This is a genomic window from Agromyces subbeticus DSM 16689, from assembly GCF_000421565.1.
Lineage (GTDB): Bacteria > Actinomycetota > Actinomycetes > Actinomycetales > Microbacteriaceae > Agromyces > Agromyces subbeticus.
This window is the reverse complement of the sequence record NZ_ATXG01000017.1, coordinates 37,981-64,940: the sequence shown is the minus strand read 5'-3', so window position 1 is coordinate 64,940 and position 26,960 is coordinate 37,981. Positions and strand designations below refer to the sequence as shown.

The following is a 26,960-nucleotide window of genomic DNA, read 5'->3' as shown; positions in this document are numbered from 1 at the left end:
CCACACATGCGCCGCGCCGTTCGGCTCGATCCACGGAAGACCATGCTTCGACGACTCTTCAGAAACCCGGTGCTCCGCCGCATCCTCGCCGCACTGGCGACGCTGCTCGGCGTCGCCGTGTTCGTCTTCATCATGCTGCGGGCGATCCCCGGCAACCAGATCACGGCGGGCCTCGGCACCGAGGCCGCGGCGCTCACCCCGGCCCAGCAACAGGCGCTCGAGGCCTACTACGGCCTCGACCAGCCGCTGTTCGTTCAGTTCTTCAGCTGGCTCGGCAACATCTTCACCGGCAATCTCGGCTTCTCGTCGCGGGCGCAGCAGAGCGTCGCCGAGCTGACCGCGCAGTCACTGCCGGTGACCCTCGAGCTGGCGATCTTCTCGATCGTGCTCGCGCTCGTCATCGGCATCCCGCTCGGCATGCTCTCGGCATCCCGGCCGGACTCGCCGCGGGACGCGTTCGGGCAGGTCGTCGGGCTCGCGGGCTTGTCGATCCCGGCATTCCTGCTCGCCACGACCCTCCTCGCCTGGCTGGCGTCCTCGTTCGGCTTCAACCCGAACGGGCAGGGCTACGCCTACTTCTTCGACAACCCGTGGCTGAACCTCCAGCAGATGCTGCTGCCGTCGATCGTGCTCGGCTTCGGCATCGCGGCACCCATCATGCGCACGACGCGCACCGCGGTGCTCGAGATCCGCTCGAACGACTTCATCCGCACCGCGCGGGCGAAGGGGGTTCCGCCGAGGCGGCTGCAGGTCAAGCACGTGCTTGGCAACGCGCTCGTGCCGATCGTCACCATGACCGGCCTGCAGTTCGGCTACCTGCTCGGCGGCGCCGTCGTCGTCGAACAGATCTTCTCGCTGCCCGGCATCGGCCGCCAGGTGCTGCTCGGTATCCAGCAGAAGGAGTACGCACTCGTGCAGAGCACGGTGCTCGTGATCGCGCTCGCGTTCGTACTCGTGAACCTGCTCACCGACGTGCTCTACCGAATGATCGACCCGAGGGTGCGTGCAGCATGACCGACATCACGCAATCCGCCGCGCTCGCCCCCGGTGGCGGGCGCACCATGGAGCGCGTCCGACTCCTGCTCCGCAGTCGCAGCGGCCTCATCGGTCTGATCCTCATCGTCGTGCTCGGCGTGCTGAGCCTCCTCTCGGCATTCGGACTGCTGCCCTACGATCCGATCGCCCAGGACCCACCGTCGCGCCTGCAGCCTCCGTCGGCAGCGCACTGGTTCGGCACCGACCAGTTCGGTCGCGACGTCTTCTCGCGTGTCGCCGCAGGGGTCGCGAACTCGGCGCTGATCTCGCTCGTGGCGGTGGCGGTGGCGACCGTGGTCGGCACGCTGTGCGGTCTCGTCGCCGGGTTCTACCGGGGCATCTCCGATGGCGTCATCTCCGGCGTCACGAACGTGCTCTTCGCATTCCCGCCGTTGCTGCTCGCCTTGTCGCTCGCCTCGGTCTTCGAACGCAATTGGTTCACGATCGCCGTGGCCATCGCGATCGTGTACGTGCCGATCTTCATTCGAGTGACTCGTGGCCCGGTGCTCTCGCTCCGCGAGATCGAATACGTCAAGGCGGCCACGAGCACCGGACAGAGCCGAGCCATGGTGATGTTCCGCCACGTGCTGCCGAACATCACGTCGATCATCATCGTGCAGGTGACGCTGTCGCTGTCGTGGGCGGTGCTGACCGAGGCATCCCTCAGCTTCCTCGGCCTCGGCACGCCGCCGCCGGCGCCGTCGCTCGGTTCGATGATCTTCGAGGCACGCACGCTCATCGGCATCGCTCCGTGGACGATGTTCGCACCCGGCGTCGTCGTCGTGCTGCTCGTGGTCGGGCTGAACCTGCTCGGCGACGGGTTGCGCGACGCACTCGACCCCAGAAACAGAGGAAAGAAATGAGCACGCTCGACAAGGACCTGGCCGGCCTCGCCACCGAGGCGAGCCATCCGCGCTCCGCGGAGCTCGATCGCATGAGCGTGGCCGAGATCGCCGCCGCCATGAACGAAGCCGACGCGACGGTTCCCGGTGCGGTCAACCGTGCGCTGCCGCAGATCGTGCCGGCGATCGAGGCGGCGAGCGAGCGGATGCAGCGCGGCGGGCGTCTCGTCTACGTGGGCGCCGGCACGCCGGGCCGCATCGCGGTGGTGGACGCCTCGGAGTGTCCACCCACCTTCAGCACTCCGCCCGAGCTCGTGTTCGCGATCATGGCCGGTGGTCCTTCGGCCATCGTGACGCCGACCGAGGGCGCTGAAGACGACGCGGAAGCGGGAATCGCCGCGGTCGACGAAGCGAGGATCGGTCCGCTCGACACGGTCGTGGGCATCGCCTCGAGCGGGCGCACGCCCTTCGTCATCGCCGCCATCGAGCGTGCCAGGGAGCTCGGCGCGCTCACCGTCGGCCTGTCGTGCAATGTCGGCACCCGATTGAGTGCGGTCGCCGAGTTCGCCATCGAGGTGGCCGTCGGCCCCGAGGTGCTCACCGGTTCGACGCGGTTGAAGGCGGGCACCGCGCAGAAGCTCGTGCTCAACATGTTCTCGACGATCGTGATGGTGCGTCAGGGCAAGACCTACGGCAGCCTCATGGTCGATCTGAAGCCGACGAACCACAAGCTGCGAGATCGCGCGGTGCGCATGGTCGCCGAGATCGCGGAGGTGCCCCGCGAGCGGGCCGAGCAGAGCCTGGTCGAGACCGGGTACGACGTCAAGGTCTCGGTGCTGATGCTGGCCCGCGGCCTGTCGCAGGCTGCGGCGACGACCCGACTGGCTGCGGCCGGCGGTCGGCTTCGGCCGGCATTGGAAGGTGCATGATGCGTGTTCTCGGAATGATCTCGGGCACGTCGCACGACGGCATCGACGTCGCCGTCGTCGAATTCGCCGAGCGCGACGGTGCCCTCTCCGGGCGGGTGCTGCACGAGGCGAGCACGCCGTACGCGCCTGAACTGCGCGAGCGGCTGATCGCCGCGCTGCCACCCGCGCCGACGACCCTTGCCGAGATCTGCGAGCTCGACACCCTGATCGGGCAGGCCTTCGCCGACGCAGCGCACGCCGCGAGCGGTGCGGTGGGCGGCGTCGACGCCGTCACCTCGCACGGCCAGACCGTGTACCACTGGGTCGACGGGGCGCACGCCCTCGGCACGCTGCAGATCGGGCAGCCGGCCTGGATCGCCGAGCTGCTCGGCGTGCCGGTCGTCTCCGACGTGCGCATCAGGGACATCGTCGCCGGCGGGCACGGCGCCCCGCTCGTCTCCTTCCTCGACGAACTGCTGCTGCGCGACCGGGCAGGCGTCTCCGCGGCGCTGAACCTCGGCGGCATCTCGAACATGACGGTCGTCGGCGGCGACTCGCTCGTGGCCTACGACATCGGGCCGGCCAACGCGCTCGTCGACGCGGTCGTCGTCGACGGCGGGCTCAACGACCTCGGCTACGACGACGACGGTCGCATCGCCGCGAGCGGCACCGTCGACGAGGAGCTGCTGACGCTCCTGCTCGCCGACCCGTACTACTCGCTCGCCGCGCCGAAGAGCACCGGCAAGGAACATTTCCATCTCGGCTACGTGCGCGCGGCAGAAGCGAGGTTCGGCCGTTCGCTCGAGGTCGCCGATCTCGTGCGCACCCTCACCGCGCTGACGGTGCGCACGGTCGCCCGCGACGTGCAGTCGGCGGGCATCGGGTTCCTCGCCGTCTCAGGGGGCGGATGCCGCAATCCGCTGATCCTCGGCGGGCTCCGCGCAGCGCTGCCGAATATCGAGGTGGTGCTCGCCGACGAGCTCGGCGCCCCCGCCGACAGCAAAGAGGCCATCGCGTTCGCCCTCATCGGCTGGTGCACGCTGCACGGCGTTGCAGCGACCGTGCCGGGCGGCACCGGGGCTCGCGCACCGCGCATCCTCGGCACGATCACCCCCGGAGCTGGTGCGCTGGTCTTGCCGCAACCGCTCGCCGGCGACGTGCGCTCACTCGTGCTCGAGGCGGGGAACTGAGGCGATGTCCGTGAAGCTCCGCACCGCGACGAGCGACGACCGCGATGCGATCGTCGCCGTCTTCCTCGCCTGCTGGCGTGAGAGCTACGTCGGTGTGCTGCCGAGCGCCGCGATCGATGCGATGACGAATGAGCGTGCGCACGATCTCTGGACTCGGGTTCTGGCGGCCGACGATGCCACGGTGCTCGTCGCCGAGCACGCCGGTGTCGTGCAGGGGGTCACCCGGTTCGCGCCAGACCCTGGGGGCGGCGGCGCGGTGCACTCGCTCTACGTCTCGCCCATGGCCCGCGGACTCGGGCTCGGCACGCTCCTGCTCGACGCGGCCTATGACGCACTGCGCGCGGGCGGAACGGAATCCGTCGCGCTCTGGGTCTTCGCGGCGAACGCGTCGTCAATTGCGTTCTACCGGGGCCGGGGCTGGCTGCCCGACGGCGGAACGCGCACCCAGGTCGAGTTCGGCGAGCCCGAGCTGCGCCTCCGTCGTGACGCAGGAGGGCCGAAATGACCCGGCTCGCCGAGCTCAGGGTGCACCGGGTGCCGAGCCCGCTCGTGCGTCCCTTCATCACGGCGGTGCGTCGTGCCGACGACCTCGAGGTCATGCTCGTCGAAGCCGTCGACACCGACGGGCGAAGCGGTTGGGGCGAAGCACCGACGAGCTGGCGCGTGACCGGGGAGAGCCCCGAGAGCGTGCGGGCGGCGGTCACCGGGCCGATCGCCGATGCCGTTCGCGGAACCCCGATCATCGAGTCCGAGCGCTGGGCCGGTGCGATCGCCGCGGCACTGCTCTCCAACAGCGCCGCGAAGAGCGCTGTCGAGTGCGCGCTCACCGACCTCGCCGCCCAGCTCGCCGGACGCCGCGTCGCCGAGATGCTCGGTGCTGCACCCGGCACCCGCCACGTGGCGACCGACATGACTCTGTCAGCCGGCTCGATCGGCGACCTCGTGCAACGGGCCCGGGCCCACGCCGACGAGGGATTCCGCTGCATCAAGGTGAAGGCATCGGCGGGCGAGCCGATCGTGCCCGCACTCGCCGCCGTGCGCGCCGAGCTCGGCAGCGACATCGCACTGCGCGTCGACGCCAACCAGGCCTGGGCCCCCGAGACGGCCATCCGCCTCATCCGCGACGCGGAGCAGGCGGAGATCGGGCTCGAGTTCGTCGAGCAGCCCGTCGCCGCGCGCGACCTCGACGGCCTCGCCGCGGTGACGGCCGCCGTCGACACTCCGATCCTCGCGGACGAGTCGGTCCGGACCACTGAGGACCTTCGCCGCATCGTGCGCCGCCGCGCGGCCGACCTCGTCAACATCAAGCTCGCGAAGACGGGCGGACCGACCGAGGCGCTCCGGCTCGCCGCGCAGGCCCGAGCGTCCGGCGTCGGAGTGCTCGTGGGCTGCATGATGGAGAGCACGGTCGGCGTCGCATCGGCCGCCTCGCTGGCCGCCGCCATCCGCCCTGATGCAGTGCACGACCTCGACGCCGGACTCTGGCTGCGGGCCTCACCGATCGCGGGCGGTCTCGAATACGCGGGCGACCGAGCGGTGCTCGCCGAGGCTGCGGGCCTCGGCATCCTCGGCCTGGCCGGGCAGGTGCCGGCATGACTCCCGACGAGATCCTGCGAGTGGCAGCGGCCGGCATCGTCGCTCCAGTTGATGGGGCTGACCTCGGCGCCCCCGCCGGCTGCGTCATCGGCGTCGACATCGACGGCGAGCGAACGGTCGCCGCGGCGGGGTTCGCGACGCCCGCGTCTGCCGAGCAGCCCGGTGTCGTCATGCGACGAAGCACCGTGCACGATCTCGCCTCGGTGAGCAAGGTCGTCGGCACCACCACCGCACTGCATCGGCTCGCCTCGAACGGCGAGCTGGCGTTCGACGACCCGGTCACGCGCTTCATGCCGCGCTTCAGCGGCGACGCAGACACGACCCTGCGCGATCTGCTGCAGCACCGTGCCGGGCTCTGGGAGTGGCAGCCGCTCTACCTCGCGCCCGAAGCCGACCCGTTCGACGCGATGGATGCACTCCCGCTCCGTTACGCTCCAGGCAGCGCGCGCCACTACTCCGATCTCGGTTTCATGGTGCTCGGGCGCGTCGTCGCCTCGGTCGCCGATGTTCCGCTCGATGCCGCCGTTCGCGAGCTCGTGACGCGTCCGCTCGTGCTCCGCACGCTCGGCTACGGACCTGTCGACGGAGCAGCGGCCACGAGTTCGAACGGCGATGACGCCGAGCGTTCAATGGTGGCGACGGGGCATCCGTACCCCGTGATGTGGCCCGACGACGGCTTCGCGTGGCGCACGCAGCCCGTGCGCGGCGCCGCCAACGACGGCAATTGCTTCCACGCCTTCGGCGGCATCGCCGGGCATGCCGGCCTCTTCGGCTCGCTCGACGACCTGCTCGACGTGGCCGCAGCGCTGAGCCGCGCCGATGACGAACCCGAGTTGTGGAGCCCGGCCGTCACGGCGGCGGTCTTCGCCGTCGGGCCAGACGCCGAGCAGGCACTCGGCTGGCGCCGCGATGAGCTCGTGGTGCGCGGCGAGCGTCTTCCGCTGTTGTGGCATCCGGGGTTCGCCGGCTGCGCCGTCGGCTTCGTTCCCGGGCGGCGCATCGCCGTCGCCTTCGCGAGCAACCGTCTGCTCGCGCCGGAGCCATGCCCCACCGATTTCCTCTGGCGGCGGGCGCTCGATGCGCTCGCCTCGATCCTCAGCACACAGGAGTGAACCCGTCATGACCACGAACGATCCGGTTCTCCGCATCAGCGGCCTCTCGGTCGCCTTCCGCACCGGTGGCGAGCTCGTCACCGCCGTCAACGACGTCTCGATCGACGTGGCGGCGGGCGAGACCGTCGCGGTGGTCGGCGAGTCGGGTTCCGGCAAGTCGACGACCGCCGCGGCGATCAACAGGCTGCTCCCCGAGAACGGCGTGATCACGGCGGGCAGCATCCTGTTCGAGGGCCGCGAGATCACCGAACTCGGTGAGAACGAACTCGTGCAGCTGCGCGGCGCCGGCATCGGCCTGGTGCCGCAGGACCCGATGTCGAACCTCAACCCGCTCATGCGCGTCGGCGAGCAGATCGGCGAAGCGCTCGAGGTGCACGGCTACGGCACGACCGATGCCGTGCAGGCTCGAGTGCTCGAACTCCTCGAACTCGTCGGCATCCCCGAGCCGGCACAGCGCGCACGCCAGTACCCGCACGAGTTCTCGGGTGGCATGCGGCAGCGCGCCCTCATCGCAATGGGACTTGCGTGCCAACCGCGACTGCTCATCGCCGACGAGCCCACATCGGCGCTCGACGTCACCGTGCAGCGCCGAATCCTCGACCAGCTCGACCAGCTCACCGGCGAGATGGGCACGGCGGTGTTCCTGATCACCCACGACCTCGCGCTCGCCGCCGAGCGCGCCGATCGCATCGTCGTGATGTTCCGCGGCAACATCGTCGAGTCGGGCACGTCGACCGAGGTGCTGACGAATCCGAAGCACGAGTACACGCGGCAATTGCTCGCAGCGGCGCCGAGTCTCGCCTCGCGACGAGAGCCGTTGCGTGCACGCGGCGGGGCGACCGTCGCTCGCCCACTCGTCGAGGTCACGGATCTGCGCAAGGAGTTCGCCCTGCGCTCGCCGAAGGCGGGGGAGCCGACGAAGTTCACCGCGGTCGACGGCGTGAGCTTCGCGATTCCGCGCGGCAAGACCGTCTCGATCGTGGGGGAGTCGGGGTCGGGCAAGTCGACGACGGCGAACCTGGTGCTCGGACTCGAGCACATCACGGACGGCCGCATCGAGTTCGACGGCACCGACCTGACACGCTTGAAGCGCCGCGAGCTCTTCGCCTTCCGTCGTCGGGTGCAACCCGTGTTCCAGAACCCCTACGCCTCGCTCGACCCGCGCTACACGGTTGAGGAGTCGATCGCCGAGCCGCTGAAGGTGCACCGGGTCGGCAACGCCGCCACTCGCCGCGCGCGGGTCGCCGAACTACTCGAGCAGGTCGCGCTGCCGGGCGCGATGGCATCGCGCCTGCCGCACGAGCTCTCGGGCGGCCAGCGGCAGCGCGTCGCCATCGCGCGTGCGCTCGCACTCGAGCCCGAACTGGTGGTGCTCGATGAGGCCGTGTCGGCGCTCGACGTGCTGGTGCAGGCGCAGATCCTCGAGCTGCTGGCGGGCCTGCAGGAGCGCCTCGGGCTCAGCTACCTCTTCATCAGCCATGACCTCGCCGTCGTGCGCATGATCTCGGATGAGGTGCATGTCATGCAGCGCGGGCGCATCGTCGAGAGCGGCACCCCGGAGCAGATCTTCGACGACCCCCAAGATGCGTACACCCGCGAACTGCTCGCCGCGATTCCGGGTGCGGGGCTGGTCAGCTGAGCGGATGTCTCGCCGGCCGGCCTGACCGGCACGAACGCCCAGCGGGCTAGATCGACGTGCCGACGAGTTGCGCCAGTCGGGCGATCTCGGGCTCGTTGCGCTGGTAGTGCGACCACTGGCCGACGCGAGTGCACGTCACGAGATTCACCCGCTGCAGGGTCGCCATGAACTGCGACGCCGTCGATTGCGAAACGTTCGCGCGAGCCTGGATGTGCTTCAGGCACACGCCGATCTCATCCGCCGGCTGATCCTGCGGGGGAAACGAGTTCGGGTCTCTGAGCCAGCCCAGAATGGCCAGGCGCGTGGGGTGCCCCAGCGCCTTGAATACGGGCACCAACTCGTCGTGGCTCGATTCCGTCATGCACCCATCATATCGCAGTATCGCAATTTACCGATGTTGTGATAGATCTTAGATCGGTAAATTACGATCTAACGATGGAGTCGACATGCAGCAGACAGCACTGGTGGTTGGAGCGCGGGGAGTGATCGGCGGCAACCTGATCGCCCACCTCGAGCACGAGGGCGACTGGAAGATCATCGGTCTCTCGCGTCGCGGCGGTGACGATACCGCCGCGGTGCGTCACATCGCCGTCGACCTGCTCGACCGAGACGACACCGCCTCGAGACTCGCCGGCCTCACCGACGTCACCCACGTGTTCTACGCGGCCTACCAGGATCGTTCGAGCTGGGCCGAGCTCGTCGGCCCGAACCTCGCGATGCTGACCAACGTCGTCGACGCGATCGAGCCCGTCGCGCCGCACCTCGAGCACATCAGCCTCATGCAGGGCTACAAGGTCTACGGCGCGCACCTCGGACCGTTCGCGACGCCGGCGAGAGAGGATGACCCGCCGCACATGCCGCCCGAGTTCAACGTCGACCAGCAGCAGTTCCTCGAACGGCGGCAGGCGACGGCGAACTGGTCGTGGTCGGCGCTTCGCCCCTCGGTCGTCGCCGGGGTCGGGTTGGGCAATCCGATGAACCTCGCGATGGTCATCGCCGTCTACGCCTCGATGAGCAAGGAGCTGGGCATTCCGTTCCGCTTCCCCGGCAAGCCGGGCGCCTACTCGAGTCTCATCGAGATGACCGACGCTGATCTGCTCGCGAAGGCCACCGTCTGGGCGGCAACCAGCCCCGAGGGTCGCAACCAGGCGTACAACATCACGAACGGCGACCTGTTCCGGTGGTCGTCGATGTGGCCGAAGATCGCGCGATTCTTCGACCTCGAGGTCGCTCCGCCGCTGCCGATGAACCTCACCGAGGTGATGGCCGACAAGGCCGATCTCTGGAACTCGATGGTCGCGAAGCACGACCTCGTCGAGACGCCCTACGAGGATGTCTCGTCGTGGCGTTTCGGCGACTTCGTCTTCGGATGGGACTACGACGTGATCGCCGACGGCTCCAAGTCGAGGCGAGCCGGTTTCCACGAGTACGTCGACACGGAGGCGATGTTCCTGCGGATCTTCCAGGATCTTCGAGACCGGCGGTTGATCCCCGCCGGGTGAGGTTCAGCGCGGCTCGGCGGCGCGGGCTCGTCGGCTCTCCAGCGTCAGCCGGCGAGCACCGCCGCAAGGCTCTCGCGCACGATCGCGAGACCGCGTCCGAGCTCCTCGTCTGAGATCGTCAGCGCCGGCAGGAACTTCAGCACCTCGTCGTGGGCACCCGACGTCTCGATCACGAGCCCGCGCCCGAACGCCTCGGCCGAGATGCGGCCCGCGAGCTGGCGGTCGGCATCGCACGCGAGGCCGAACATGAGCCCGCGGCCGCGCACGACGAAGCCCTGCTCGGGGTGATCGGCGGCGATGCGCTCGAGTTCGGCGCGCAGCATCCGTGATTTCTCACCGATCGCGTCGGCGAATGCCGTGTCGGCCCAGTAGGTCTCGAGGGCGACCCGCGCCGACACGAAGGCGAGGTTGTTGCCGCGGAAGGTGCCGGTGTGCTGGCCGGGCTTCCACACGTCGACCTCGGGTCGCAGCAGCACGAGTGACATCGGCAGACCCGAGCCCGAGATCGACTTCGAGACGGTGACGAGGTCGGGCACGATGCCGGCCTCTTCGAACGCGAAGAACGCGCCCGTGCGACCGACGCCCGCCTGGATGTCGTCGAGGATCAGCAGGATGCCGTGCGCCTCGGTGATGTCGCGGAGGCGTCGCAGCCAGGGCGCGCTCGCGACGTTGATGCCGCCCTCGCCCTGCACGGCTTCGACGATGACGGCGGCGGGCAGGTCGAGGCCCGAGCCGGGGTCGCCCAGCATCTTGTCGAGCAGGTCGAGCGTGTCGGTGCCCTCGCCGAGGTAGCCGTCGTAGGGCAGGCGCACGATGTCGTCGAGGCCGACGCCCGCGGCGCTGCGGTAGTGGTTGTTGCCGGTCGCGGCGAGGGCGCCGAGGCTCAGCCCGTGGAAGGCGTTCGTGAACGCCACGACGGTCGAGCGACCGGTCGCCTGTCGGGCGACCTTGAGCGCGGCCTCGACGGCGTTCGCGCCGGTCGGGCCGGTGAACTGCAACTTGTAGTCGAGGCCGCGCGGCTCGAGCACGAGTCGCTCGAACGTCTCGATGAACGCCTTCTTCGCCGAGGTGGCCATGTCGAGGCCGTGGATGATGCCGTCGCGCTCGAGGTACTCGATGAGTGCACGGGTGAAGGCGGGGTTGTTGTGCCCGTAGTTGAGCACGCCAGCGCCCGAGAAGAAATCGAGGTACTCGCGACCGTCGGCATCGACGAGCGTCGAGCCCGTCGCGCGGTCGAACACGGTCGGGAACGCGCGGATGTATCCGCGGACTTCGGACTCCCGTCGGTCGAAGACATCCAGGGCTGCGTCGCTGCTCATGGCAGGCGTTCTCCTCTCGAGGCGGGGCGGTGATTCGACCCTACGTCCTCTGGATGAGCGTCTCGTGCATCGGCCACTCAAGTGCAATCAAAGGGTTGCAATTGAATCATGGAGGTGCAACCATAAAGTTGCAACTGCTCAACGAAAGGACAATCATTGTGACCATGACCGACAACGAGGCATCCGTCATCGACGAAGGCACCTTCACGGTGCGGCGCACCATTCGCATCGCCGCATCTGCCGACAAGGTGTGGACCGCCGTGACCGACCCCGCACACATCTCGAAGTGGTTCGGGCTCACCGTGCTCGACGGCACCGGCGCCGGGGCATCCGGCACCATCACCTTCCCCGAGTACGGCACTGTGCCGCTGCGCGTCGAGGCGGTGGATGCCCCGCACATGGTGTCGTACCGCTGGGGCAACGACGATGCCGCCGAGCACCTGCCCGAGACCGTCGGCGATCAGTCGACGGTGTTCACCTTCACGCTCGAGCCGGTGGCCGAGGGCACGCAACTCACGGTCGTCGAGACCGGGTTCGATCGCACGACCGACCCGGCCGCGAACATGGCTGACCACGCGCAGGGCTGGGTCTCCGAACTCGACAAGCTCGTCGCCCTGCTCGAGGGCGACGCGTGACCACGGGCACGCTGGTTCCGGTGTTCGCCGCACTCGGAGACGAGACCCGGTGGAGCATCCTGGCCGCACTCGGCGAGGGCGACGCTTCGGCGTCGGCCCTCGCCGGGCGCCTGCCGGTGACCCGCCAGGCGATCGCCAAGCACCTCGCGGTGCTGCAAGAGGTGGGCCTCGTCGAGTCGGTGCGCGTCGGGCGCGAGGTGCAGTACCGGGTCATCGGTGCGCAGCTGAGCGAGACCGCTCGCCGGCTCGAGACGATCGGCGCCGAGTGGGATCGCCGTCTCGCGACGATCAAGCAGATCGCCGAAGGGCTCTAGCCGCGCTTCGACAGCGGCTTCTCGCTCGTGCGAATCCGGCCGCGGAGGAACGGCAGGGCCGGGGCCCGATAGACGAGGGCCGGCGGATGACTCGGCTCGAGCGCGATCTCAGCCCGGCCGAATCGCCACATCCGATTGAAGAGATACACGCCGATGAGCACCGTCTCGCCGGCGGGCACCTGCCAGGTGCCGACTCCCCACTGGGCCGGCTGCCCGCGCCCGGCGATGACGAGCGTCGGCCTGACGCCGCCGTAGAGCGCGAACCACGGTTTGTGCAGCGTCAGCTGGAGACGGCGCGCCGCGGGGTCGTCAGAGAGCATGAGGTTGGCCCGACTCGAGAGACGGCTCGGGCCACACGACATCGAAGCGCTCGAGCACGATCTCCTGCTCCTTGTTCCACTCGAATCCGAGACGCAGAGCCGAACGCCGCCAGTAACGCACATGGCCGTCACGCCACCATTCGAGGGTCAGGTCGCCTTCACCCTCGTCGCGCGCGAACGCCTCGTCGACGTCGTCGAGCACCGCGATGCGCAGTTCAGTGCTGCGCAGCACGGCGCGGGGTCGGCCGGTGGAGTCGCAGGCGATCCAGTGGCTGCCGATCCGCGGGAGCGGCTGGGCATCGGCGGCGAACTCGGCGACGAGCGCGGCGGTGGCGCGCTTCGTGCCCGCGAGCACGAGCTCGATGAGTTCGTCGGTCAGCTCGGGGTGGTCGCCGAACTGTTCCACCGAGGGCGGCTCGGTGTCGGTCGCTCGATCAGGTCGCGCGGCGCGGTAGGCCTCCCACAGTTCAGTGGCGGCGGACCGGTCGACGGGGGCATTGGCGCGGAACTCCATACGGGAATTCTGGCAGCAGAGCGCGGCCCGCCTGCGAATCGCGAACTCCTTGTCTGTGCGCTTCGTATGCGAAAGGGTGGCAGCATGCACTACGCGGGCAAGGTCGGCTCTGAGGAGTTCTGGGCACTCATCGACGACAGCGAGCGAGTTCCCGCATGATCACCGACCGTGACATCGCCCGCTGGCGCTTGCGCTCGCAGCACCTCGCAGCACCGGCCGAGTCGGCCGAGCACGCGGTGCGATCGCTGGTCGCCGTGCAGGCCGAGAACGCGTCGCAGTCGGCATGGGCCGTCGCGACGCGCACGACCGCGCCGAGCCGAGACGACCTTGCGCAGGCGCTCGCCGACGGGCGGCTGCTGCGCACGCACGTGCTGCGCTCGACCTGGCACTACGTGCGCGCCGGCGACCTGCAGTGGCTGCAAGATCTCACGGGTCCGCGCGTGCTGCCGGTGTTCACGCAACAGCTGCAGCCGTTGGCCGATCGCATGACCGCGCTCGCCGACACGGTCGAACGGTTGCTCGCCGAGGCATCCGACCGCCCACGCGCCGATCTCGCCACGGCGCTCGCCGAGTCGGGTGAAGAGCTCACCGGCCAGCACCTGATGCTCCTGCTCGGATACCTCGAGGTGCAGGGTCTCATCACGAGCGGCGCACCGCGCGACGGGGAGCACACCTATGCGCTGTTCGCCGATCGGGTGCCCAAGCCGCGGCGCCTCGAGCGCGACGAAGCCCTCGCCGAACTCGCGCTGCGCTACTTCACCGCGCACGGGCCGGCCACCGAACGCGACCTCGCGTACTGGGCGACGCTCACCCTGACCGACGTGCGTCGCGGCATCGCCGGCACCGACGACCGGCTCGCGTCGTTCGAGCACGACGGCCGCACCTTCTGGCACGCGCCGGGGGAGCCGCCATCGTCGGCGTCGCCGCCCGGTCACCTGCTGCAGGTACTCGACGAGATGTATCGCGGCTATCAGGATTCCCGTTGGATGGTCGACGCCGAGAGCCTCGTGCCGCGCGGCCGCGAGGCGGCGATCGGCATGGCCCTCATCGACGGGCAGTTGCTCGCCGGCATGAAGCGCACGGTCACCCCGAAGGCCGTGACCTTCGAGATCCGACCGCATCGAGTGCTGGCGTCGGCCGAAGCTGCCGCGATCACGGATGCCGCGGAGCGGTACGGCGCCTTTCTCGGGCTCGAGGCGCGTGTCGACCTCGAGACCGCGGCAGTCTGACTCAAGCACCCAGCACGAGCGCCGACGTGCAGTGGTCGCAGGCGGCCCCGATCAGCGCGACAATGGATGCGACATGAAGGGGCATGGCATGAGTGAGCTGAGTTCGAATCCGACGACGGATGCCGCGGCGCGGCTGAAAGCGTTCGGTGCGGGTCGCGCCCCGCACGGCCCCGGCCACCACGCCCTCGACTGCCCCGAGTGCTTCGAGGAGCTGCAGCGCAACCGCGATTGGTGGAAGGCGCGCCCAGAGGGGGCTCGACTCGTCGGCCTGGTGGTCGCGCGCGACGACATGCCGTCGGTGGTCGAGCAGCGCAACGATCTGGCCGCCTTCGGCGTCGCCATTCTCGACTTCAAGCACCCTGCACCCGAGGCGCCTGAGACCTGGGAGCAGAGGCTCGGCCGACTGTTCGGCACGCTGCGCGCCGGTGACGTGCTCGTGGTGGCGAACGAGCATGCGCTCGGTCGCGACAGCGACGAGGTCACGCGGACGATCCGCACGCTGCGCCGGCACAATCTCGTGGTGAAGGTGCTGAGCCACGGTGCCCCGCACCTGGAGGACGCGCGAAGCTGAGCGTGCGCTCGTACGGGCCTCGCGACGAGGTCAGCGAAGCCGGATCACTCGTGGTCTGATCGCACCTCTGCCGCTGCGCCGAACGCCGCGGGATTCGTCGAGAGGATCTCGCGAGCCTGCTCTGCGGCCCGGGTGATGCTCTCTCCGACGAAGTCGAGGAACCGAGCCATGTTCTGGAGCCGTGCGGCGGCCGGCGTGTCACGTCCGAGCACGCCGACGCCCTGTCGAGCCGTCTCGGCGAGCTCGGCGTTCGACCGGGCCGCCGCGATCATCGACTGGTACCAGGCATCCGTGTCGGCGACGTAGCGCTCCCGACGACCGTCGCCACGCTCGCGGCGCACGAGGCCCAGGTTCTCGAGGAGGGTGATCGCCTTCGACACCGATGCTGCGCTGACGTGCAGGTGCCGCACGAGCTCGGCCGCGGTGAGGCTGCCCGTGTCGGAGATGTAGAGGCAGGTCAACACCGAAGCCGCCATTCGGGGCAGGCCCGACTGCATCAGCAGGGTCGTGAAGGTCTCCTCGTACCGCTGCACGGCCGTGGCATCGCGTCCGTGCGACTGCGGCGCCGGCGACGAGCCGCTCGGCGCCGTCTTGCGCTGATGCGTGCGGCGCTCGGTGGCGCGATGCGCCAGGTCGGCGCGGTAGGCGGTGGGGCCGCCGTTGCGCATCACTTCTCGCGTGACGGTCGAGGTGGGCCGATCGAGGCGCCGGGCGATCTCCGCATAGGCGAGATCATCGGCGAGGCCGAGGGCGATCTGCTGGCGTTCCTGCTGGGTGAGCCTGCCTCCGGGCATCGCGGTCTCCTTCATGCGTTGCTGTCGTCTCCCGAGTATTGCGTTCATTCTCATCCATTGCAACGCGCGCAGTGAAGGTCATTGCATTGAAAGTTGAACCATTGCAATGATTGATGCCCTTTGATCAGATATTTTGTATCGATGATGCAATGCGGTACTTGCCAGATTTCTGAACGCAACGTAGCGTTACCGATATCAGAATCCTCAATCGAAAAGGAAACACGATGATCCAGAACTTCCCCACCCCCACCCCGACCACCGCAGTGCTCAACGTCTCGGCCGGCCGCGTGCAGGTCATCGCCGCAGACCGGGCCGACACCGTCGTCGAGGTGCTCCCCGCGAACGCCTCGAAGAGCCGCGACGTGAAGGCTGCCGAGCAGACCACCGTCGAGTACCGCGACGGCGTCGTTCGCGTCGTGACCCCCGCCGGCAACCAACTGCTCGGCCCGTCGGGCATGATCGAGGTCACCGTGCAGCTTCCCACCGGCTCGCGAGTCGAGGGCACCGCGGCTGCAGCCGAGTTCCGGGGCGTCGGGCGCTTCGGCGACATCGCCTTCGAAGGTGCGTACGGCGCGATCAAGATCGACGAGGCCGAGAGCGTGCGACTCACCGCCCTCGCGGGTGACGTCACGGTCGGCCGCCTCAACGGCCCTGCCGAGATCACCACTTCGAAGGGCGACATCACGATCAGCGAGGCCGTGCAGGGCAAGGTCGTGCTGCGTACCCAGGCCGGCGACGTCTCGATCGCCGCCGTCGCCGAGGCTTCCGCCACGCTCGACGCCGGCACGAGCTACGGCCGCATCCAGAACGCCCTCAAGAACACCAAGGGCGCCGGCGCCGAGCTGAACATCGAGGCATCCACCTCGTTCGGTGACATCGACGCGCGCAGCCTCTGAGGGTCGCATCGCGATCACGTCGCAGAACGCCGCCCGAACCTGATCGGTTCGGGCGGCGTTCTGCATCTCTGCTCTGCAGTGCTCGCTACTTGGGCCCGCCCTTCCGCGCGAGCTCGAGCGTGCGGGTCGCTTCGGTGAGGCCGGCGACGTCGATGGAACGGTACTCGATGGTCGTCGCTGCCTTGCCGACCGTGATCGGGCCGGTGTACGGCTGGAACTGGCCGTCGCCGATCCGGTACTCGATCACGCTGACACCCGAGGTGGCATCCTTCGCCGTGAGCGCGACGATCCGCTTCTTGGTGTCGACCTTCGCCGATGTGAGGGGTGCGGTCGTGTCACGTTCGACCGTGACCGCGGCCACGTCGGAGACGTTGCCCGCCGCGTCGGTGGCGCGCGCCCTCACGACGGTCGTGCCCTCGGTCACGATGGCGATCGGCTCGACGTACGGCTGCCAGCCGGAACCGGTCGAGATCTCGATCGCGGGCGCTTCGTCGAGATCGTCGGTCGCCTGGGCGATGACGCTGACGCCGCCCGTGAACCAGCCGGTCGCGGGTTCGGTCTGCGAGGTGGTCAACGACACCTCCGGGGCCTCGGCATCCGCGACCTCGGGGTGGATCGTGAACGCGTCGACGATCATGTAGCTGCCCGAACTCATGGTGCCGGTGATCGTGTGAACACCCGGAGCCAACCCGCTGATCGACAGCACCGTCTGCTGGTGCATCCGCGTGCCGCTGAAGAACGACTGCGTCGAGTGGAATGCACCGTCGAGGGCGATCTCCACGTCGCCGAGATCGCTGTTCACCTGGGAGATGACGTCGATGCCCGTGCCATTGAACGTCAGCTCCCATGAGTCGCCGTGGTTCTGCGTCGCGTCGATGTCGTCGAGCCAGGCACCGCCGCCGCCGCGCCCGGCGTCACGCCAGATCCAGGATTCCTGAGTGGGCGCCTGAGCGCTTCGGTAGATGACGCCCGACGTGTTGTTGATCTTCTCGGCGTCGGTCGGCTTCGTCAGCTCGACTGTCACGTTCGTCGATGCGCGCCGCACATCGAGAGTGATGGCCGCTCCACCCGGCAGTGCGTTGTAGGCCTGCCAGAACGAGTTGCGTTGCTCGCCGACCTCGATGCCGTTGATCGTGCGAACGAGATCATCGGTGCGCAGTCCGGCCGTCGCGGCCAGGCTGCCGTCGGGTGCGGAGACGAACTTCACGCCCTTGAAATCGCTGATGGCATACGACGACTGCTCCGCCGCCGTGGTGATGTTCGCGATCTCGCCGCCCCAGAGGTGCTCGACGTACTTGCGACGGGCGAGGTCGATCGGGTCGGGCCCGTTCGTGCCGGTCGGCAGCACCGCTTCGGGCGGAAGCGCACCGTCGGCGGCGCCGAAGCCCGTCATCGGGATGTTCTGGTAGCCGAGGGCCAGAGCCGGCGACGTGCCGGCGACCGTGAAGTCGTAGTTGCCGGTCGGGTCGGCGTCGCTGAAGACCGGATCGCCGACCGCCGAGTCGCGGTCCATTCCGGCGGCGTACCAGCTCGTCGCGGTGTTGAGCATCGTGCCGTCGACCGACAGCTTCTCGGTTGCGCCGCCCCTGGGCTTGACGTCGATGGCGGCTCCGGCGTTCCAGAAGAGGTTCTTGCCGATCGAGTACTGGGCGAGGCCCGGGTCGTTGAGCACGTTGTCGTAGGGAAGCCGGCCGAGGGTGATGTTCTGCTCGATGACGTCGCCGCCCGGCATGTAGCTCACCTGCTCGAACGTCGCCCCGTTGAGAATGAGGTTGTTGCGCAGCGTGCGCTCGAAGCCGTCGCGGAGCTTGACGCCGCCTTTGAGCAAGACGTTGTTCGTCATGACGAAGTTCGATGAACCGTCGTCGAGGTCGATCGCCCAGTCGCCGTCGTGCCAGAAGCGGTTGTGGTCGATGGTGATCGGCTCGATGACGTCGAGCTTCATCATGGCTCGTGCCTGCTCGGCGTTCAGCGCGCCCCCGGTGTTGCCCATGAACGTGACGCCCTCAGCGAGGCTGGCGAACGCGTTGTTCGAGGCGCCGGTCTTCCAGAACCGGCTGCGGCCCCATGAGTTGATCGAGCCGTTGTCGCCCGTCTCGCGCACGCAGTCGAAGATGTCGTTGTCTTGGATCAGGTGCCCGCCCCACGTGTTGTCCGAGAAGTTCAGACAGGCGCGCGGGCTGTCCGACAGCGAGTTCCCACGAACGGTGACGTCGAGCGCCATGGCGATGTTCACCGATGAGGTCTGCTTCTCGTAGCGCCCGTTGTTGCGCATGACATTGCCCTCGATGAGGATGTCGCGGGGGTAGTCCTCGGTCTTCGGCCCGCTGCCGAGATCGCTGATCGGCGGCGTGGTGAAGTAATTGCCGGCGTAGTTGCGAACCGCAGCGGGCGAGCCGACGACATGCACGTCGGTCGCACCGTTGTTCTCGAAGCGGCTGGCGGTGATCGCGGTGCCGCTGTTGTATCCCTCGAGGTAGATGCCGTTGCCACCGAGATCGGCGAACGACGAGTTGGTGAACGTCACGTCGCGGCTGTTCTTCAGGTACGCCGCGCCCTTGGCGACGACCGACCAGTCGCCCCGCGAGAGGCTGATGAAGGGGCTGTTGAAGAGCGTGCGGTGGGTTCGCTCGAAGCCGAGGTTCTCGAAGCTGATGTCGTGGATCGGGTCTTCGGGCGAGGTGCCGTTCAGCGTCACGAGCTGGTCGAGTTCGCCGACCTCGATCGTGGCCGCCGACAGGTCGACGCCCTGGGCCGGCTTGAGGTAGAGCTTGTTCGCATCGCGATCGAGGAACCACTCGTTCGTCGCGTCGAGCTCCTCGCGGATGTTCTCGACCATGACGGCGTCGGCCTTCATCGGCAGGGTGGCGTTGCAGTCCTGCGGGCGGTTGTTGTCGCCGACGAATGCCAGCTGAAGGGCGTTCTCGGCCCGCCCCGAGATGGTGAACGAGACACTTCCCCAGTCGTGGCAGTGCATGGCGCGAACGTAGCCGCTGGTTGGCTTCGACCAGCCGGCCGATCGGGAGTTCAGCGTCGACATCGACGTCGTGCCCTCGAGGCGCGACGCGCTGTCGTCCCAGTTCGGGTACCGGGCCATGACCTGGCGGCTGTCGTCGACGAAGAGCTCATCGAAGTCGATGCCGTCGGGCACATCGGTCACCATGACGGTCGGATCGGCGGCACTCGGCGTCCAGGTGCCGGTGAGCTTGCGGCCGCCGTTGATCGTGGCGCCTTCGCCGGCACCGACCCAGCGCACGGGCGCGCTCTCGGTGCCGGAGTCGGCGTTGGTCAGGGCGAGGGTGGAGTCGAGGTAGTACTCGCCCTCGGCGAGCTGCACGGTCACCGGTGCGCCACTGGGAAGGGCCTCGCGCACCAGTTCCTGCGCCCTCGTCATCGATGCGACGGGCGCTCCCGCTGAGGTTCCGGGATTCGCATCGTCGCCGTTCGTCGCGACGAAGACGGTCACCGCCTCGGCGGCGTGCGCTGGAAGAGCTGCGAGAGTGGACAAGGCGATCGCGGCGATGCCTGCGCCCGCGACGGCCCTGAGGAGGCGGCGCGGCCGAGGGGCGGCGCCGCTCAATGGGGTGAGCTGATCTGACACTGGAACTCCCTTGTTCGTCGTGTGTCGAAGCACGTTCATCGTGTCGAAGCACCGAGACGATGTGATTGAAACATCCGATCTCTCGGCAAGAGTATGGGTCCATATGCGGTCAAGTCAACGGATGCGCGAGCTGCGAGAGGGAATACCTCCGATGTTCATCGATGACTTGGCGGCCAGATCTCAGCACCAGGCCGCGCCGTGACATGCCGGTGCCCTCCCGCTCGGCGAGCGGGAGGGCACCGGCACGTGAGGGCCGTCAGCGCCTGACGATCAGCTCGCCGCGTACACGCCGAGCTCCCAGATGGAGTATCCCCAGGTCGTCTTGCGATCGATGCCCTGCACTCGCACGTACTGCACCGGCTCGTCTTCGGGGAAGGTGGAGAGATCGAGCGCGCACGTCGAGTCGTTGACCGTTCGAATCGTCTTCCAGGTCGTGCCATCCGTCGACGTCTGCAGTTCGTAGGCGTTCGCGCAGGCGGCCTCCCAGTTCACCGTGATGCCCCGCACGACGGTGGGCTCACTGAGCTTCACCTGCACCCACGAGTCGTCGCTGTAGCCGGAGGCCCAGCGGGTCGACGGGTCGTCGTCGTTGACGTTCTCGGGCCCGAACCGGGGCACCTCTGTGCTCGAGGCCGAAGCCGTGCCGGCCGGGGCGACGTTGACGACGTCGCCCGCGCCCCACATGGCCAGCGTGAACCCGATGCGCCCGTGGAAGACATCGAGCACGCCGTCGGCGATGCGCACCTTGGCCGCGCCCCAGGTGTTGTCGGGCGGGTCGACGACGACCGCTGCGGCTTGCGCGGCCGTGGCCTTCGCCGACTCGGCGAGCTCAGCGGATGTCGCGTCGTCGCCGTCGATGCGCGCCTGAACGGCGTCGAGCAGTTGCACGGTCGACTCACCCCAGAGCGTCGTGGCGTCGAGCCAGGGACTCGCATCCGACAGGAAGGCGGGGTCGGTCGGGCCGGAGCGGATCGTCGCGGGTGCCTCCGCAATGCGCTCGGCGTAGGCGCGGAGCTCTGCGACGGCCGCGGCCGTGTCGCCGGCGCCCCACTGCTCCCAGAACGTCGAGATGCGTTCGGCGAGCTCGGGTGACTGCGGCTGCCACGGCGCCCCGAAGCTCGGGGCGAGGTGGTTGAGGTCGGCGAACACGCGCAGCGCGTCACCCGTCAGTGCATCCCCGCCGGCGATGTAGCGGATCGCCTGCGACCAGTTGTGCTGCGCGTCGTACGCCTCGTCGTTCCAGGTGAAGTCGGCGACGCCGAAGATCGCGATCTTGCTGGCCGCAGCCTGGTTCATGGGGTTCGAGACGATGCCCGAGAGGTACTCGCCGAGGCCGGCCTCGCGCTTGTCGTAGGGCGCGAGCAGCAGGCGGCCGGCGGTCTGCCCGTAGTCGTTGACGGGGTAGTTGTCCCACAGGAAGGTCGGGCCGCCGAAGACGGTGGCGGCCTTCTGCGCCTGGTCGACCGTGACCTCCTGGGGCACGACGCCCTCGCCGGTCCACATCACGACGACGTCTTCGTCCATGCCGCGCATGGCCGTCTTGTAGCCCGAGTCGGTCGTGTTGTAGTACTCGGTGGGCACCATCTGCAGCGGGTGGGCGCCGTCGCGGGTCTCGATGAACTCCCGCTGCACGCGGTCGAGGAAGGTCGCCTGGGCGACGCCTGCCGTGGTCGCGCTCGGTGCGCCGAACGCCCCGCGGTCGGCGTCGCAGTGCCAGCGGCCGTAGTCGATGTCGTCGAGCGGAATGTTGAACGCGCGCACCCCGAGGTCGTACATCTGCTGCAGCTTGGTCACGAGCGCCTCGTAGTCGGCGTCGCTCGAGTAGCAGACGGTGTTGCCGGGCGAGAGGGCGAACGTGAAGCGCACATGGTTCTCGGTGGCCGTCTGCACGAGGTCGCCGAGCTCGGTGAGCTTGTCGGCCGGATACGGTTCGCGCCAGCGATCGCGGTGATACGGATCGTCTTTCGGCGCGTAGATGTACGTGTTCGCCTTGACGTCGCCGTAGAACTCGAGCTGGTCGATTCGTTCCTCGTGGGTCCAGGGCTCACCGTAGAACCCCTCGATCGTTCCCCGAAGGGGCATCGACGGAGCATCGTCGACGGCCGCGCCGGAGATGCGGAAGCCGCCGTCATCCTTCGGCACGAACATCTGCTCGAAGGTCTGCACGGCGTAGAACTGGCCGGCCGGGTCGGCCCCGCCGAGTGCCACGGTGCCGAGCGGGCCGCGAGTGGCGTCGGCTCGAATGGCGTAGCCCTCTGCCTGCGTCGGCACGGCCGTGTCGCCGAGCACGGCAGTGATGTCGGCGCGCGTGGCGTCGCCCAGCGCGATCGTGAGCGGTGCCCGGCCAGTTGCGCTGGTGCGTTCATCGATGCGATCGACGCCGTGCTCGCTCAGGGTCGCACGCAGCGCAGTGAGCGCCGCGGGATCGGTCTCGTCATCGACGACGACCTGGACGCGCCCCGGCAGCGTGAGGTCGGCGCCGGCTCGCGTCATCGAGTGGGGTGTCGGGCTCACCGTTGGCAGCTCGCCGGCGGGCGGTGCAGCGGCGGCCGAGAATGGAACGAGTGCTCCGGCGAGAGCCGCGGCGCACACTCCTGCCGTGGCGAGCGTCTTGCGAATGGACTGCATCATTGCCTCCAACGAGTTCAGCGACTCACGTCTTCGTGTTAGCTTTATTGACTTAGTGAACTAAGTTGTCACGAACCTAGGCGATCGCCGATGCTGGCGTCAAGTGACAGGATGTTCACGCGTCCAGCAGGCGCGAACCGCCACCCAGTGATCAAGGAGACGATGGCAGTGAGCACCGTCGGCCCGCAGCGCAAGTCCCAGCTGCTGCAGCGATTCTCGAGTGTCGCGGGGCTCGATGCGCAGACCTCGGTGCGACGTGAGAACCTGATTCGCGCACTCGGACTGATCGCGCGCGGGCCCGACCCGGTCACCCGGGCGACGATCGCGCGGCAGACCGGCCTCACCTCGGCGACGGCGTCGTCGCTCGTCGCCGAGCTGATCGACCTCGGTCTCGTGGCAGAGACCGGACTCGCGGCGAGCACCGGAGGCAAGCGCGCGACCGGTCTCGAGATCGAGCGCCGCTCGTACCTCATCCTCGTGGCGGTCGTGCGCACCCGCGGGATCGACGCCGTGCTCGTCGACCTCACCGGGCGCACCGTGGCGAGTCATCGGGTCGAGGTCTCCGGTGGCGTCGACATCGCCGCGGTCGTCGACGCGGCACGCGAGATCTCCCGAGGGCACGAGGCCCGGCTCCTCGCCGCATGCGTTCAGGTGCCGGGTGTCGCGGGCGGCGGCATCGTGGTCGAGAGCGTGCAGCTCGGCTGGCGCGACGTGCCACTCGCGAGCATCGTCGAAGAGGCGCTCGGCGCACCGACGTCCGTCGTCAACGACGTCGATGCCGAAGCGCTGACCGAAGCGGTCGACGCCGAGAACGGAACCGTTCGGCTCGTCGTGCACCTCGGCGAGGGTGTCGGCGCCGCCGTCACGACCGGCAGCACGCTCATGGCGGGCGCGACCGGCCGGGCGGGCGAGATCGGGCACGTTCGCGTGGTCTTCGAAGGGGGCCGAACCACCTGCCGGTGCGGCCTCTCGGGATGCCTCGAATCGGCGACCTCGATGAGCGCGATGCTCGGCGACGCGTACACCGACGAGCTCGACGCGCACGACACGAGCCTGCTCGCCTCCACGCCCGAGTCGCGCGAGCGAATGGGCTTCGGTGCCCGGGCTCTGTCGCGTGCGCTGCGAATCGTCTCGGCGCTGATCGATCCGCAGGAGATCGTGATCGCCGGAGCCGCCCAGGCGCTCGGCCCGCACTTCCTCGGCACCGTGCGCGACGAGTTCGAGATGTATCCCGCGAAGGGCACCTCGCCGGTGCGCATTCGCTACGGCCGTCCCGAACTCGGCAAGTACCTCGGGCCCGCACGGTACGCCCTCGCGCCGATCTTCGGCGACGCACTTCCGCTCACCGCTGAGGGCAAGGTCGCACCCGTCAGTCCCGGCTGACGCGCAGGTCCTTCCAGTCGAAACCGCCGTCGCGCGCCGAGGACTCAGCCGGCGGCGCTGAAGCGCAGCGGGTCCATGAACGAGGCGTCGGTGAAGGCGGTTTCGCCGACGACCGATTGCGCGACGAGCTCGCCGAGTGCCGAGGCGTGCTTGAACGAGTGACCCGAGCAGCCGCCCCCGACGACGACTCGCGGGTGCTCGGTGGCACCCACGACGAAGAGCCCGTCGGGCGTGTGCGTCATGATGCAGGTGGTCACGGCAGACGGCTCGGGATCGAGGTCGGGGAACGTCGCCGCGACGAGGTCGCGGATGCCGTCGGTCTCGCCGGGGTGCACGACCCGGTCGATCGCGTCGGGGTCGCCGGGCGTGAACGGCCCGTCGAACTCCGGCCCGACCTTCGCGTCGAAGCCCTGGTCGGGCATCGCGCCGTGCCCCCAGATCCACGTGTCGTGGCCGGGCACCGTGCGGATGAAGACCGGCAGCACGTCGACGTTCGCGTCATGCCCGTCACGGGCGCGGAACCACGTCATGACCACGCGGTGCGGCGTGAGTGGCAGGTCGGGTACGAAGCGGCCGATCCACGGGCCCGAGGTCACGGCGACGTGCCGCACGCGGTACTCCGCGGCATCCGTGCGAATGGTGACGCCGTCGGCGTCGGGCTCGATGGCCGTGACGCGGGTGCCGGTCAGCACGCGCGCTCCGGCGCCTCGCGCTGCGTCGACGGCCGCGACGATCGCCGCCTCGGGGCGCAGGAGGCCGGCCTCGGGATCCCAGAGGCCCACATCGCCCGGGTTCATGCGGGCATGCGCCGGAAACCGGCTCGCGATCTCATCGGCCTCGAGGCGCTCGACCCGAAGGCCGTTGGCCTCGGCAGCCGCGATCGTGCCGGTGATGATGCGGGAGTCGGGCTGCCCGACGATGAGGCCGCCGGTCTCGAAGAACAGCGGCTGACCCGCGGATGCCTCGAGCTCGCGCCAGAGCTCACGGGCGCGCCGAGCCACGGGCGTGAGGCCGGGATGCTCAAGGCACGCCACTCGGAACAGGCGCGTCTTGCCCGTCGAGCCGCCCCAGTCGTGCCCCGGCTCGAACTGCTCGAAGCCGAGCACGTCGACGCCGCGCGCCGCGAGACGCCAGGCGGCGCTGGAGCCGACCGCGCCGAGGCCGATGACCGCGACATCCGCGTCGAAGGTGCCGGTGTCGTGGGTGTCGCTCATCATTCGATTCTCGCTCACCTGTCACAGAACACGGTGCTGCGGCGTCGTATGTGCAGGAGGCCTGAGAGGAGACGACATGTCGCAGGTGCAGGGTTCTCGCAGGAGCGTGACGGGTCGGCTGTCGGAGCGGTTGGCACGCACGGCGATCGGCAAGCGGGTCGCCGCCGCGACGGCGGAATCGCGACGGCGCGTCGTGCCCGTGCATTGGTCGAACATGTTCGGGGTGGTGGCCCTCGCGTGCCTGGCAGTCATCACCCTGACAGGCGTGGTGCTGATGTTCCATTACTCGCCGTCGGGCGCCATCGTCGAGTACGCGGGGCGGTACCCGACGCTGCACGGCGCCGAGGTGTCGCAGGCGTTCGCGTCGACGCTGCACCTCTCGTTCGAGGTTCCCGGCGGGCTCGTGCTGCGGCAGGCGCATCACTGGGCGGCGCTGCTGCTTCCGGCCGCGCTGCTCGCGCAGCTGCTCGTCACCTTCTTCACCGGGGCGTTCCGCCGGCCGCGACGCGCGGGCTGGGTGCTGCTCTTCCTGATCCTGATCGCCGCGCTCGCCGGCGGATGGAGCGGGTACGCGCTGCCCGATGACATGCTGTCGGGCACGGGCCTGCGCATCGTCGAGGGCATCGTGCTCGGCATTCCGCTCGTGGGCACGTGGATGAAGGAGCTGCTGTTCGGCGGTCAGTTCCCGGGCGAGATCATCGAGCGCCTCTATCCGCTGCACCTCGCGGTCGTGCCCGTGATGATCGTGCTCATCGTCGTGCGGACGGCGCTCATGTCGCGGCACGAGCCGCCGCAGTTCGCCGGGCCGGGTCGCACCGGCGCCAACGTCGTCGGCGTGCCGCTGCTGCCGAATGCCGCGGCACGGGCGGGCGGGCTGTTCCTCATCGTCACGGGCGTGCTGCTGCTGATCTCGGCGACGGTGACCATCAACCCGATCTGGCTCTATGGGCCTGCATCTCCCGGCAACGCCGGGGCGGGCAGCCAGCCCGACTGGTACACCGGCTTTCTCGACGGGGCCCTTCGGCTGGTGCCGCCGGGCTGGGAGTTCGTCGCGCTCGATCGCACCTGGACCCTCGCCGTACTCGTGCCGCTCGCGGTGATCACGGCGTTCCTGCTGCTCGTGGCGATCTCCCCGTTCATCGAGGAGTGGATCACGGGCGACCACCGCGAACACCACGTGCTCGACCGCCCGCGAAACACACCCACGCGAACCGGCCTCGGCGTCGCCGGCGTCGTGTTCTACGCGACGCTCTGGGTGGCGGGCAGCGCCGATCTCATCGCGGTCGTCTTCAGCCTCACGATCGAGGGCGTCGTGCTCGCCCTGCAGATCGCGCTGATCGTCGGCCCGCCCATCGCGTTCAGCCTCACCCGTCGCGTGTGCCTCGGCCTGCAGCGCAAGGATCGCGAGGTCGTGCTGCACGGATTCGAGACCGGACGCATCGTGCGCCTTCCCGGCGGTGAGTACGTCGAGGTGCACGAGCAGCTGAGCACGTACGACCGCTGGCGGCTGCTCGGTGCCGGTGCCGGTGGCGTCGAGGCGGATGAGCCGGCCGCCACGCCTCAGCCGGAAGCACGCGGGCTGAAACGCGCAACTGAGCGACTGCGACTGCGCCTCGGCCGATTCTTCTTCGAGGACCGGCTCGTGCCGGTCTCGGCGCCCGAGCTCGAGGCGGCCGACGGCCGCATGGCGCACACCGAATCGCGCTGACCGGCGCGTC

At 69.0% G+C, this 26,960-nt stretch carries 24 protein-coding genes; 16 read left to right on the top strand and 8 right to left on the bottom strand.

Features of this window, described 5'->3' with window-relative positions; all coding sequences use genetic code 11:
* Positions 1-42 precede the first annotated feature (42 nt).
* The 8 genes from H521_RS0118020 to H521_RS0117985 are packed head-to-tail and all read left to right on the top strand — an operon-like array spanning position 43 to position 8,322.
* Positions 43-1,014, top strand: a complete 972-nt coding sequence (locus H521_RS0118020; protein ID WP_026482456.1) for an ABC transporter permease — start codon at positions 43-45, stop codon at positions 1,012-1,014.
* A complete protein-coding gene (locus H521_RS0118015) occupies positions 1,011-1,898 on the top strand; it encodes an ABC transporter permease (protein ID WP_022894413.1) in 888 nt (295 codons plus the stop codon). The genes H521_RS0118020 and H521_RS0118015 overlap by 4 nt, the downstream gene beginning before the upstream one ends.
* Positions 1,895-2,806 carry an N-acetylmuramic acid 6-phosphate etherase gene (gene murQ / locus H521_RS0118010; protein WP_022894412.1) on the top strand — a complete coding sequence of 304 codons (912 nt, stop codon included), beginning with the start codon at positions 1,895-1,897 and terminating at the stop codon, positions 2,804-2,806. The genes H521_RS0118015 and murQ overlap by 4 nt, the downstream gene beginning before the upstream one ends.
* Positions 2,803-3,975 carry an anhydro-N-acetylmuramic acid kinase gene (locus H521_RS0118005; RefSeq protein ID WP_022894411.1) on the top strand — a complete coding sequence of 391 codons (1,173 nt, stop codon included), beginning with the start codon at positions 2,803-2,805 and terminating at the stop codon, positions 3,973-3,975. The genes murQ and H521_RS0118005 overlap by 4 nt, the downstream gene beginning before the upstream one ends.
* 10 nt (positions 3,976-3,985) lie before the next feature.
* Positions 3,986-4,480 carry a GNAT family N-acetyltransferase gene (locus H521_RS0118000; protein ID WP_169514017.1) on the top strand — a complete coding sequence of 165 codons (495 nt, stop codon included), beginning with the start codon at positions 3,986-3,988 and terminating at the stop codon, positions 4,478-4,480.
* Positions 4,477-5,571 carry a mandelate racemase/muconate lactonizing enzyme family protein gene (locus tag H521_RS0117995; protein WP_022894409.1) on the top strand — a complete coding sequence of 365 codons (1,095 nt, stop codon included), beginning with the start codon at positions 4,477-4,479 and terminating at the stop codon, positions 5,569-5,571. The genes H521_RS0118000 and H521_RS0117995 overlap by 4 nt, the downstream gene beginning before the upstream one ends.
* Entirely contained in the window at positions 5,568-6,683 is a 1,116-nt protein-coding gene (locus tag H521_RS25185) for a serine hydrolase domain-containing protein (protein ID WP_084512623.1), read from the top strand. Before H521_RS0117995 ends, H521_RS25185 begins: the two co-directional genes overlap by 4 nt.
* A 7-nt stretch (positions 6,684-6,690) precedes the next feature.
* Entirely contained in the window at positions 6,691-8,322 is a 1,632-nt protein-coding gene (locus tag H521_RS0117985) for an ABC transporter ATP-binding protein (RefSeq protein WP_022894407.1), read from the top strand.
* Positions 8,323-8,368: 46 nt separating this feature from the next.
* Here H521_RS0117985 and H521_RS0117980 read toward each other — a convergent pair whose 3' ends face one another.
* Positions 8,369-8,683: an ArsR/SmtB family transcription factor gene (locus H521_RS0117980; protein ID WP_022894406.1), complete on the bottom strand. Its 315-nt coding sequence runs from the start codon at positions 8,681-8,683 to the stop codon at positions 8,369-8,371.
* An 85-nt stretch (positions 8,684-8,768) separates the two neighbouring features.
* Here H521_RS0117980 and H521_RS0117975 point away from each other — a divergent pair, with 85 nt between their 5' ends.
* On the top strand, positions 8,769-9,824 hold the full coding sequence (locus tag H521_RS0117975; RefSeq protein ID WP_022894405.1) for an SDR family oxidoreductase: 1,056 nt from the start codon (positions 8,769-8,771) through the stop codon (positions 9,822-9,824).
* A gap of 44 nt (positions 9,825-9,868) precedes the next feature.
* Here H521_RS0117975 and ectB read toward each other — a convergent pair whose 3' ends face one another.
* Positions 9,869-11,143 (bottom strand): diaminobutyrate--2-oxoglutarate transaminase, encoded by a 1,275-nt coding sequence (gene ectB / locus H521_RS0117970; protein ID WP_022894404.1) that lies wholly within the window; start codon positions 11,141-11,143, stop codon positions 9,869-9,871.
* A 164-nt stretch (positions 11,144-11,307) separates the two neighbouring features.
* Here ectB and H521_RS0117965 point away from each other — a divergent pair, with 164 nt between their 5' ends.
* Together H521_RS0117965 and H521_RS0117960 are read left to right on the top strand one after the other, a co-directional pair.
* Positions 11,308-11,778 (top strand): SRPBCC domain-containing protein, encoded by a 471-nt coding sequence (locus H521_RS0117965; RefSeq protein WP_040424945.1) that lies wholly within the window; start codon positions 11,308-11,310, stop codon positions 11,776-11,778.
* Entirely contained in the window at positions 11,775-12,092 is a 318-nt protein-coding gene (locus H521_RS0117960; protein ID WP_022894402.1) for an ArsR/SmtB family transcription factor, read from the top strand. The genes H521_RS0117965 and H521_RS0117960 overlap by 4 nt, the downstream gene beginning before the upstream one ends.
* On the opposite strand, the gene H521_RS24210 is transcribed toward H521_RS0117960, so the two are convergent.
* Positions 12,089-12,412, bottom strand: a complete 324-nt coding sequence (locus H521_RS24210) for a hypothetical protein (protein WP_022894401.1) — start codon at positions 12,410-12,412, stop codon at positions 12,089-12,091. The two genes, H521_RS0117960 and H521_RS24210, sit on opposite strands and share 4 nt — an antisense overlap.
* Positions 12,402-12,926: an ASCH domain-containing protein gene (locus H521_RS0117950; protein WP_022894400.1), complete on the bottom strand. Its 525-nt coding sequence runs from the start codon at positions 12,924-12,926 to the stop codon at positions 12,402-12,404. The genes H521_RS24210 and H521_RS0117950 overlap by 11 nt, the downstream gene beginning before the upstream one ends.
* A gap of 155 nt (positions 12,927-13,081) precedes the next feature.
* Here H521_RS0117950 and H521_RS25180 point away from each other — a divergent pair, with 155 nt between their 5' ends.
* Together H521_RS25180 and H521_RS24200 are read left to right on the top strand one after the other, a co-directional pair.
* Positions 13,082-14,155, top strand: coding sequence for a winged helix DNA-binding domain-containing protein (locus H521_RS25180; protein WP_022894398.1), 1,074 nt, complete (start codon positions 13,082-13,084; stop codon positions 14,153-14,155).
* 88 nt (positions 14,156-14,243) lie between these two features.
* Positions 14,244-14,726 (top strand): recombinase family protein, encoded by a 483-nt coding sequence (locus tag H521_RS24200; RefSeq protein WP_040424978.1) that lies wholly within the window; start codon positions 14,244-14,246, stop codon positions 14,724-14,726.
* A gap of 44 nt (positions 14,727-14,770) precedes the next feature.
* Here H521_RS24200 and H521_RS24195 read toward each other — a convergent pair whose 3' ends face one another.
* A complete protein-coding gene (locus H521_RS24195; RefSeq protein ID WP_040424976.1) occupies positions 14,771-15,520 on the bottom strand; it encodes a GbsR/MarR family transcriptional regulator in 750 nt (249 codons plus the stop codon).
* 224 nt (positions 15,521-15,744) lie between these two features.
* On the opposite strand from H521_RS24195, the gene H521_RS0117925 reads away from it, so the two are divergent.
* The gene (locus H521_RS0117925; protein ID WP_022894395.1) at positions 15,745-16,416 is read left to right on the top strand and encodes a DUF4097 family beta strand repeat-containing protein; all 672 of its coding nucleotides are present in this window, start codon (positions 15,745-15,747) and stop codon (positions 16,414-16,416) included.
* An 85-nt stretch (positions 16,417-16,501) separates the two neighbouring features.
* On the opposite strand, the gene H521_RS24190 is transcribed toward H521_RS0117925, so the two are convergent.
* The gene (locus tag H521_RS24190) at positions 16,502-20,017 is read right to left on the bottom strand and encodes a right-handed parallel beta-helix repeat-containing protein (RefSeq protein ID WP_022894394.1); all 3,516 of its coding nucleotides are present in this window, start codon (positions 20,015-20,017) and stop codon (positions 16,502-16,504) included.
* Positions 20,018-20,287: 270 nt separating this feature from the next.
* Positions 20,288-22,645 (bottom strand): glycoside hydrolase family 84 protein, encoded by a 2,358-nt coding sequence (locus tag H521_RS24185; protein ID WP_156891534.1) that lies wholly within the window; start codon positions 22,643-22,645, stop codon positions 20,288-20,290.
* Between the two features lie 162 nt (positions 22,646-22,807).
* Between H521_RS24185 and H521_RS24180 the strand changes: the two genes are divergently transcribed.
* Complete coding sequence (locus H521_RS24180; RefSeq protein WP_084512631.1) at positions 22,808-24,028, top strand: ROK family transcriptional regulator; 1,221 nt, start codon at positions 22,808-22,810, stop codon at positions 24,026-24,028.
* 44 nt (positions 24,029-24,072) lie between these two features.
* Here H521_RS24180 and solA read toward each other — a convergent pair whose 3' ends face one another.
* Positions 24,073-25,242 (bottom strand): N-methyl-L-tryptophan oxidase, encoded by a 1,170-nt coding sequence (solA, locus tag H521_RS24175; protein ID WP_022894391.1) that lies wholly within the window; start codon positions 25,240-25,242, stop codon positions 24,073-24,075.
* Positions 25,243-25,318: 76 nt separating this feature from the next.
* On the opposite strand from solA, the gene qcrB reads away from it, so the two are divergent.
* Positions 25,319-26,950, top strand: a complete 1,632-nt coding sequence (gene qcrB, locus H521_RS0117900; protein WP_022894390.1) for a cytochrome bc1 complex cytochrome b subunit — start codon at positions 25,319-25,321, stop codon at positions 26,948-26,950.
* Positions 26,951-26,960: the final 10 nt, after the last annotated feature.

Bases quoted from the DNA above. Each gene is read 5' to 3' on its own strand.
- qcrB (WP_022894390.1), top strand. From the start codon at position 25,319: ATGTCGCAGGTGCAGGGTTCTCGCAGGAGCGTGACGGGTCGGCTGTCG.
- H521_RS0117975 (WP_022894405.1), top strand. From the start codon at position 8,769: ATGCAGCAGACAGCACTGGTGGTTGGAGCGCGGGGAGTGATCGGCGGC.
- H521_RS0117985 (WP_022894407.1), top strand. From the start codon at position 6,691: ATGACCACGAACGATCCGGTTCTCCGCATCAGCGGCCTCTCGGTCGCC.
- H521_RS0117950 (WP_022894400.1), bottom strand. From the start codon at position 12,926: ATGGAGTTCCGCGCCAATGCCCCCGTCGACCGGTCCGCCGCCACTGAA.
- H521_RS24195 (WP_040424976.1), bottom strand. From the start codon at position 15,520: ATGCCCGGAGGCAGGCTCACCCAGCAGGAACGCCAGCAGATCGCCCTC.
- H521_RS25180 (WP_022894398.1), top strand. From the start codon at position 13,082: ATGATCACCGACCGTGACATCGCCCGCTGGCGCTTGCGCTCGCAGCAC.
- H521_RS0117995 (WP_022894409.1), top strand. From the start codon at position 4,477: ATGACCCGGCTCGCCGAGCTCAGGGTGCACCGGGTGCCGAGCCCGCTC.
- H521_RS24185 (WP_156891534.1), bottom strand. From the start codon at position 22,645: ATGCAGTCCATTCGCAAGACGCTCGCCACGGCAGGAGTGTGCGCCGCG.
- H521_RS0117965 (WP_040424945.1), top strand. From the start codon at position 11,308: ATGACCGACAACGAGGCATCCGTCATCGACGAAGGCACCTTCACGGTG.
- H521_RS24210 (WP_022894401.1), bottom strand. From the start codon at position 12,412: ATGCTCTCTGACGACCCCGCGGCGCGCCGTCTCCAGCTGACGCTGCAC.
- H521_RS0118005 (WP_022894411.1), top strand. From the start codon at position 2,803: ATGATGCGTGTTCTCGGAATGATCTCGGGCACGTCGCACGACGGCATC.
- ectB (WP_022894404.1), bottom strand. From the start codon at position 11,143: ATGAGCAGCGACGCAGCCCTGGATGTCTTCGACCGACGGGAGTCCGAA.
- H521_RS24180 (WP_084512631.1), top strand. From the start codon at position 22,808: ATGGCAGTGAGCACCGTCGGCCCGCAGCGCAAGTCCCAGCTGCTGCAG.
- H521_RS0117925 (WP_022894395.1), top strand. From the start codon at position 15,745: ATGATCCAGAACTTCCCCACCCCCACCCCGACCACCGCAGTGCTCAAC.
- solA (WP_022894391.1), bottom strand. From the start codon at position 25,242: ATGAGCGACACCCACGACACCGGCACCTTCGACGCGGATGTCGCGGTC.
- H521_RS24200 (WP_040424978.1), top strand. From the start codon at position 14,244: ATGAGTGAGCTGAGTTCGAATCCGACGACGGATGCCGCGGCGCGGCTG.
- H521_RS0117980 (WP_022894406.1), bottom strand. From the start codon at position 8,683: ATGACGGAATCGAGCCACGACGAGTTGGTGCCCGTATTCAAGGCGCTG.
- H521_RS0118015 (WP_022894413.1), top strand. From the start codon at position 1,011: ATGACCGACATCACGCAATCCGCCGCGCTCGCCCCCGGTGGCGGGCGC.
- H521_RS0118020 (WP_026482456.1), top strand. From the start codon at position 43: ATGCTTCGACGACTCTTCAGAAACCCGGTGCTCCGCCGCATCCTCGCC.
- H521_RS25185 (WP_084512623.1), top strand. From the start codon at position 5,568: ATGACTCCCGACGAGATCCTGCGAGTGGCAGCGGCCGGCATCGTCGCT.
- murQ (WP_022894412.1), top strand. From the start codon at position 1,895: ATGAGCACGCTCGACAAGGACCTGGCCGGCCTCGCCACCGAGGCGAGC.